Genomic DNA, 6,024 nt, shown 5'->3' on the forward strand with positions numbered 1-6,024 from the left:
GGCGGGTGGGAGAGGGGCCGCCGTGTGTCCGTCCGCTGCCTGCTCGTCCGCCGTGGTCGGGCGGTTCACCGGCGATCCGGCGTACCGCGTATAGCGGCCTTCGGCAGCTCGGCGCTGTCGGCCGCGGGGTGGCGTCGGGGCTGGGGTGGGAGGGCGGATGCGGCGCCGTTGCCGGGGAACAGCCGGTCCCGGGCGCGCAGCAGCGGCCCGGTGAGGACTGCACACAGGACGGTCACCGCGGCGCCGGCGAGAACGTCCGCGAAGTAATGGTTGCCGGTACCCATCACCACGACGGCGATCATGGGAGGGTAGAGCACGCGCAGCGTGCGGACGGACGGATCCTGCGCGTGGCGTACCAGGATCAGCCCGCACCAGAGGGCCCAGCCGACATGCAGGCTCGGCATAGCGGCGAACTGGTTGGTCAGCGAGCCCACTCCCTTCGGGGCGCTGGCATCACCACTCCACCAGCCGATGCCTGCGTGCGCGGCCATGGTGTCGGTGAATCCGTAGACGCTAGGCATCAACCTGGGCGGTGCGACGGGATAGAGGATGAATCCGGCCAGGGCGAACACGGTGGTGAGGGCCAGCCAGGTGCGGGCCCGACGGTAGACGGCGGGACGGGCGCGCCAGAGCCAGATCAGCACGGCCGGCGTGACCAGATAGTGCAGCGAGGCGTAGCTGAAATCGCCGAACACACCGAGTGACGGGTGGCGGGAGAACTTGGTGTTCAGCCAGAGTTCGGGACTCAGGTGCAGCCACCGTTCCGCGTCCAGCAGCCGTGCGGCGTTGTGCCGGGCCGCTTGAAGGTCCCCCCGCACCAGGAACCTGCTGCTGTCGTAGACGAGGTAGAGCACCGCGACGAGGAGGAGTTCACGCGTCCAGCGGTGACGGCGCGCAGTGCTGGTCCGTCGGGCCGTCACCGCTGGACCCCGGGGTCCGCGAGGGTGCCGGCAGTGGCCTGGTGGGTCATGGAAGGGGGCTCCTGCTGCTCGCTGCCGCGGCGATGTACCCGGTGGGGCCGAGCCGAGGCTGGTGGGCGTGTGACGGCTTTCCATCCGAACGTGGTGATCCGCCGATGGTGGCCGGTAACGTCCGGCCGGGCGGTCGGCGGGGACCGCGTACCGCCGGGTCCCGGTCCGGCGCCGGACGGCGTGGCGGAACAGAACCGTTGCCGACCGTGCCGGTGGACCGTTCGATCCGATTCGGGCCGGGATGCGGCCGGGAGCGGTTTCACACCTACCGGCGGACGGGAACCGGCTGACCGACCCCGACGTCAGCGGCCGATGAGCCGGGCGCCTTGGAACGGGTGAGACCGATGGCGGCGGCCGGCACGGTCAGCAGCATCACGATCATGCCGATCACGAAGGTGAGGGTGAACTGGCCCTGTTGCGGCAGCGGCGGCACACCGGCTGGCAGGCCCTGGATCAGCTTGGAGGCCAGCAAGGAGGTGACGACTGCCGAAGCGATCGAGCTGCCGACCGACCGGGAGATGGAGTTGATGCCGTTGGCGATGCCGGTCTGGTTCAGCGGCACACTGGCTGCGATCAGCGCGGGCATCGCGGCGTAGCCGAGGGCGATCGAGGAGCCCGTGAGCAGGCCCGCCACGATGATCCCGGCGCTGGAATGGTGGGCGAACGCCAGCCAGGCGAAGCCCGCGGCGCCGATCAGCGCGCCGAGGACGAGCGTGAGGCGGGCACTGATCCTGCGGACCAGGATGCCGCCGACGGGAGCCGCGACCAGGCCGATGAGGGAGCCCGGCAGCAGGTACTCGACGGAGGCCCGCAGTACGGAGGCGCTGAAGCCGTAGCCGGTCAGTGCATGTGGGATCTGTACCAGATAGGAGATGCCGATGAACTGCGCGAACATGGCGAAGCCGACGAGCAGCCCGATCAGGTTGGTGAAGGCGACCTGCCGGTTGGTGAACATCTTCAGGTCCACCAGCGGCGCCGTGACCCTGCGTTCGACCAGGACCCACAGCGCGGCGACCACGACAGAGCCCGCGAGGCAGCCGAGTGTCCGGTTCGAGGTCCAGCCCCACTGGTGTCCCTGGGATATGCCGAGCAGCAGGAGAACCAGGAAGCCGGCCAGGGTGAGGGCGCCCGGCAGGTCGATCCGGCCTCCGGCCGCGGCGCCGCGGCCGGGCACCAGGAACACGAGGGCGGCGAGGGCAAGTACGGACAGGCCGGTGGAGGCCCAGAAGACCGAGTGGTAATCGGGGGAGGCGCCCTGGGTGAGCAGGCCGGTGGTCACCAGGGAGAGCCCGGAGCCGAACGCGAGAGTGCTGCTGACCAGGGCCATCGCCCCGGGAAGCCTCTGCTGCGGAACCTGGTCACGGATGATCGACAGAGCCAGCGGGAAGATTGCGGTGGCAGAGCCCTGAAGTGCCCGGCCGACGATCAGCAACGCGAGGGAGGAGGTCGTCGCCGCGAGCAGGGACCCTGCGATCATCACCACGAAGACCGCGATCAGCGTGAGTTTCTTGCCGTACAGGTCGCCGATGCGGGCCAGCAGGGGAGTGAAGACCGCGGCGGAGAGCAGCGTGGCGGTGGTCACCCAGCTGACGCCGGCACTGGTGCTGTGCAGGTCGTGTGCGAGCAGGGAGAGGATGGGGACGACCTGGGTCTGGGCCATCGAGACGACCATCGCTGCCAGACCCAGGGCGAGGATCAAGGGCATGCTGCCGCCGCGGCGGGCAGCGGAGCCCGCGAGGTGGGTGGTGCTCATGTAAGGGTTCCTTCTCGGCCGGTGGTAGGCAGGACGGCGGCGGCCATCCCGGTGCCGGCATCAGCATCACCCACCCCCCGCTCGCGCCCATCCACCGATCACACCGACGACCGGCCCCGTGGTGCCCCGCCCAGATGCCTCGACCTGCAGCGGAACGGGCGATCAGAGCGCAGGTCGTCTGGCGCGCCACAGCAGGCTTCGGCCTGGCGTGGGAGAGCGTGGCGACATGAGGATCGCGAGCCCGGCCTTCTCCGAAGGAGACTGGATTCCTGCCGAGCATTCCGTCGACGGCGGCGAGTACCCGGTGCCGCTGGAGTTCGAAGCGGTGCCCGCAGGGGCGGTCAGTCTGGCACTGGTGGTGCACGACCCCGATGTACCGCGCGACCGGCGGCCGGACGGAAATTTCGACCACTGGGTGGTGTGGCGCATCCCGGCGGATCAGCGCCAGATGTTCCAGGAAGACGGGCAGGTAGGGGTAGTGGGAGCCACCACTCGGGGAACCAACACCTGGATCGGTCCCGCCCCGCACCCCGGTGACGGTCCGCACCGCTACTTCTTCACCCTCTACGCGCTCGACACCGCCCTGAACCTGCAGCCCTCCGCGGGGCGTGCGGAGCTGGAGCACGCAGTGGAGGGCCATGTCCTCGAAAGAGCCGTGCTGATGGGCCGGTACCAGCGAGGTTGACCGGCCGCCTGGGCCGGGGCGGCCTGTCCGTTCTCTTCGAACCGGTACCCGGGGGCCGGCCTGCGGCCCTCACCGGACTGATCAACGGGATGGCTGTCGGCCTTCCCCTCCTGATGGGCGTGGTAACCGGTGACACCTCGGCGGGCGCACTGGCATGCCTGGGCGCGTACGTGGCGGCGTTCACCAACAAGGGCGGACCGCGCAGGCAGCGGACCACCGGACTGGTCGTGGCCGCTGCGGTCAACGCGCTCGCCTTCTGGACCGGCGAAATGGTGGCCGGTCTGTTCCCCGTCGCCCTGACCCTGCTCATGACGCTGGTCTTCCTCGCCGCGATGGGGTCCATGGTGCACGGGATGATGGCCCGCCTCGGCACCATGCCGGTGACAGCCCTGCTGACTGGTGCCGGAGAGGGCACCTCGGGCACAGATGGACAGCTCCGCCACGTAACCGATGGCAACGGGGACGGCGTGAAGGTGTCCATCGGATCCCGACCGTCACCACCGCGGCCGGAACGCGACGCGTGGCACCGCTGGCCGGCTGGTCGGTGCCGGGGCGGCACCGGGGCCGGCACTGGCGCCGGGACCGGGACCGGAATTCACTGTGCAGCGGCCCACCGGACCGGGTGGCCGTCGGTTTGGGAATCGCTTCTAACGGCTCCCGGTTGGGAGAGGGGGGTACGCCCTCACCTGGTAGGAGAGCACTGCGGCGGGTCGCGGGCCCGGGTGGTCTTCGAGGCCGAGGCCGGGCAGTCGATGACACCGCCGCGTGTCAGGGTCTGAGAACCACATCGGGCACACACCGGTGGTCCGTCCGCGTGCGCGGACGGGTCCCCATGGCTGGCACGATCTGCTGCAGCAGGTGAGCGGTCCTGTCTGGTCTACACGATCTGCGTGTACCGGGGCCGCAATGGCGCCGAAGGGCTTCCGCCGGCGCGACTTCCGGGACCTGAGGTCCGGCACGCATCCACCTCGGCGGGTTGATCGTTCTGGTCCTGGACAATACCTTGCGCCGTCGCTTAAGGCGTTCTTCGAGGTCAGCACGCACTTGCTGACCGTCTGCCAGCTGCTCACCTACGCGCGCTGGACCCCAACCCGCGGAAGGGCATCTGATCGCTGGTCGAACGCGATGTCGGCAACCTCGCCGCGTCCAACCTCGGCCGGCTTACCCGCGCCGTCAAGCTCAAGCAGATCCAGTACCGCCCTACCTCGTCGGCGGTCGCCTCGCCGGCATCGACCTGATCATGGACTGCAGGCGACAACACCGCTTCAAATTCAGTACCGATACCGGCCGAGGAGGTGGCCTGGTGATCCTGGCCACCGTTGCGTTACGCAGTTCCGTAACCTGGAACGGGAGGCAGAGTGGAATATCGTGAGGACATCCGCCCGTGGCTGGCAGTCCTGTCAGCGCTCGAGGCGCCTTTGTGTTGCAGGGCGATCCGGCGCGATCTCTGGGAATACCTGGACTGGCGGTCCGGGGCAGTCCCGGTGATTCCACGGACGGGCTTGTGGCTGTCCTTGCGCGGCCACATGCTCGCCATGGCATCGGCAACAGGGTAGGAGCCGAGGCCGCCGCGGGCCTCGGCGGCAAGCTCACCTTGGCAGTAAAGCACAGGATCAAGCGGCGTGAGGGCCTTTCCGGCTGCGCAGGCATCACAACCTGAACTTGCCAGATGGCCCTCACTCGTTTCCATATTCTCCCCACAGTGAAATTGTGCGAGTCTAAGATTCTAGACTCTGCATGCTAATTCTCCCGGAATAGCCACTTGTAGTATTCTTGCGGCTCTCCACCCTTCACGGGCCTGGACCCGAGTGGGGTTACGATATTCAGGTCGAATACTACCAGTTCACGTGGCTGCCTGTTATTTATCGCCCGGGAGGCATCCCAGTCATCAACGTTCATCTTTACGTATATCGCCTTGTAGCCTTCGCTTCGGGCCCACGATACGAGGGCCTGTGTGCGGTCGTGCTTCTCAAGCTTTTGCATGGTCTTCTTTAGGTTTTTCGGCATTTTGGAAAACTGATTCCCGCCCCTGCCGTATTTTTCGGGGTCTCGGATCACATTATCGTAGTCGCCCGCCCAGAGTAGCCGCTCGTCAGCTTTCAGGATGCCGCCATTGTTGAAATCGATTGTGCTCATCACGATATCCGTGCCGTATGTCGCTGAATAGCCGGGCTCCTTGGCGAAATATGCACCCTCGCCAAACGTCTTGCTTATCCCTGGACGGAATCCCTCGTTGAGGATGGACTCGGCATCGGATGTGCCGTGATACCAAACGCGATTCGAATATTTTTGATTGAATCCATCCCGGCCTTCATTTGCGACCTTGGCGCTTCCGGCGTTCATGTCCAGGTGGTTTCCCATTTCAAAGTTTTCAACGACCTCAGGGGCCCTGAAGGTGTTTGTGGGAGGGTTCTCGACTGTCGAATTATTTGCCTTTTTTGCCTTTATTACCCTTTTGTGCATGTGGCCACTGGGGTCGGTGTGATTGACGGGGTCGGCGCCGAATCCGGCATAGCGATTGTGGAGCTGGTAGGTGTCGCGGCTTGTGAAGTATCCGTCGGTGTTGTAGGTGCGAGCGGGGGTGTATTGGGTGTGGTCGGGGTTGGTGTATTCGC

General features: G+C 66.8%; 5 protein-coding genes. 2 read left to right on the forward strand and 3 right to left on the reverse strand.

Going from position 1 to position 6,024, the window contains the following annotated elements; all coding sequences use genetic code 11:
• Positions 1-65 precede the first annotated feature (65 nt).
• On the reverse strand, positions 66-920 hold the full coding sequence (locus AA75_RS22845; protein WP_158515553.1) for a phosphatase PAP2 family protein: 855 nt from the start codon (positions 918-920) through the stop codon (positions 66-68).
• Positions 921-1,236: 316 nt separating this feature from the next.
• A complete protein-coding gene (locus AA75_RS22850) occupies positions 1,237-2,724 on the reverse strand; it encodes an MFS transporter (RefSeq protein WP_051813092.1) in 1,488 nt (495 codons plus the stop codon).
• A 226-nt stretch (positions 2,725-2,950) separates the two neighbouring features.
• On the opposite strand from AA75_RS22850, the gene AA75_RS22855 reads away from it, so the two are divergent.
• The gene (locus AA75_RS22855; RefSeq protein WP_033822058.1) at positions 2,951-3,409 is read left to right on the forward strand and encodes a YbhB/YbcL family Raf kinase inhibitor-like protein; all 459 of its coding nucleotides are present in this window, start codon (positions 2,951-2,953) and stop codon (positions 3,407-3,409) included.
• A gap of 89 nt (positions 3,410-3,498) precedes the next feature.
• Entirely contained in the window at positions 3,499-4,188 is a 690-nt protein-coding gene (locus AA75_RS22860) for a hypothetical protein (RefSeq protein ID WP_033822059.1), read from the forward strand.
• Between the two features lie 961 nt (positions 4,189-5,149).
• Here AA75_RS22860 and AA75_RS49650 read toward each other — a convergent pair.
• On the reverse strand, positions 5,150-6,024 hold an 875-nt coding region (locus tag AA75_RS49650), incomplete at its 5' end, for a hypothetical protein (RefSeq protein ID WP_158515554.1).

Source organism: Kitasatospora sp. MBT63, from assembly GCF_000710465.2.
Lineage (GTDB): Bacteria > Actinomycetota > Actinomycetes > Streptomycetales > Streptomycetaceae > Kitasatospora.

Coding starts and splice junctions, on each gene's coding strand:
- AA75_RS22850 (WP_051813092.1), bottom strand. CDS start 2,724: ATGAGCACCACCCACCTCGCGGGCTCCGCTGCCCGCCGCGGCGGCAGC.
- AA75_RS22855 (WP_033822058.1), top strand. CDS start 2,951: ATGAGGATCGCGAGCCCGGCCTTCTCCGAAGGAGACTGGATTCCTGCC.
- AA75_RS22860 (WP_033822059.1), top strand. CDS start 3,499: ATGGCTGTCGGCCTTCCCCTCCTGATGGGCGTGGTAACCGGTGACACC.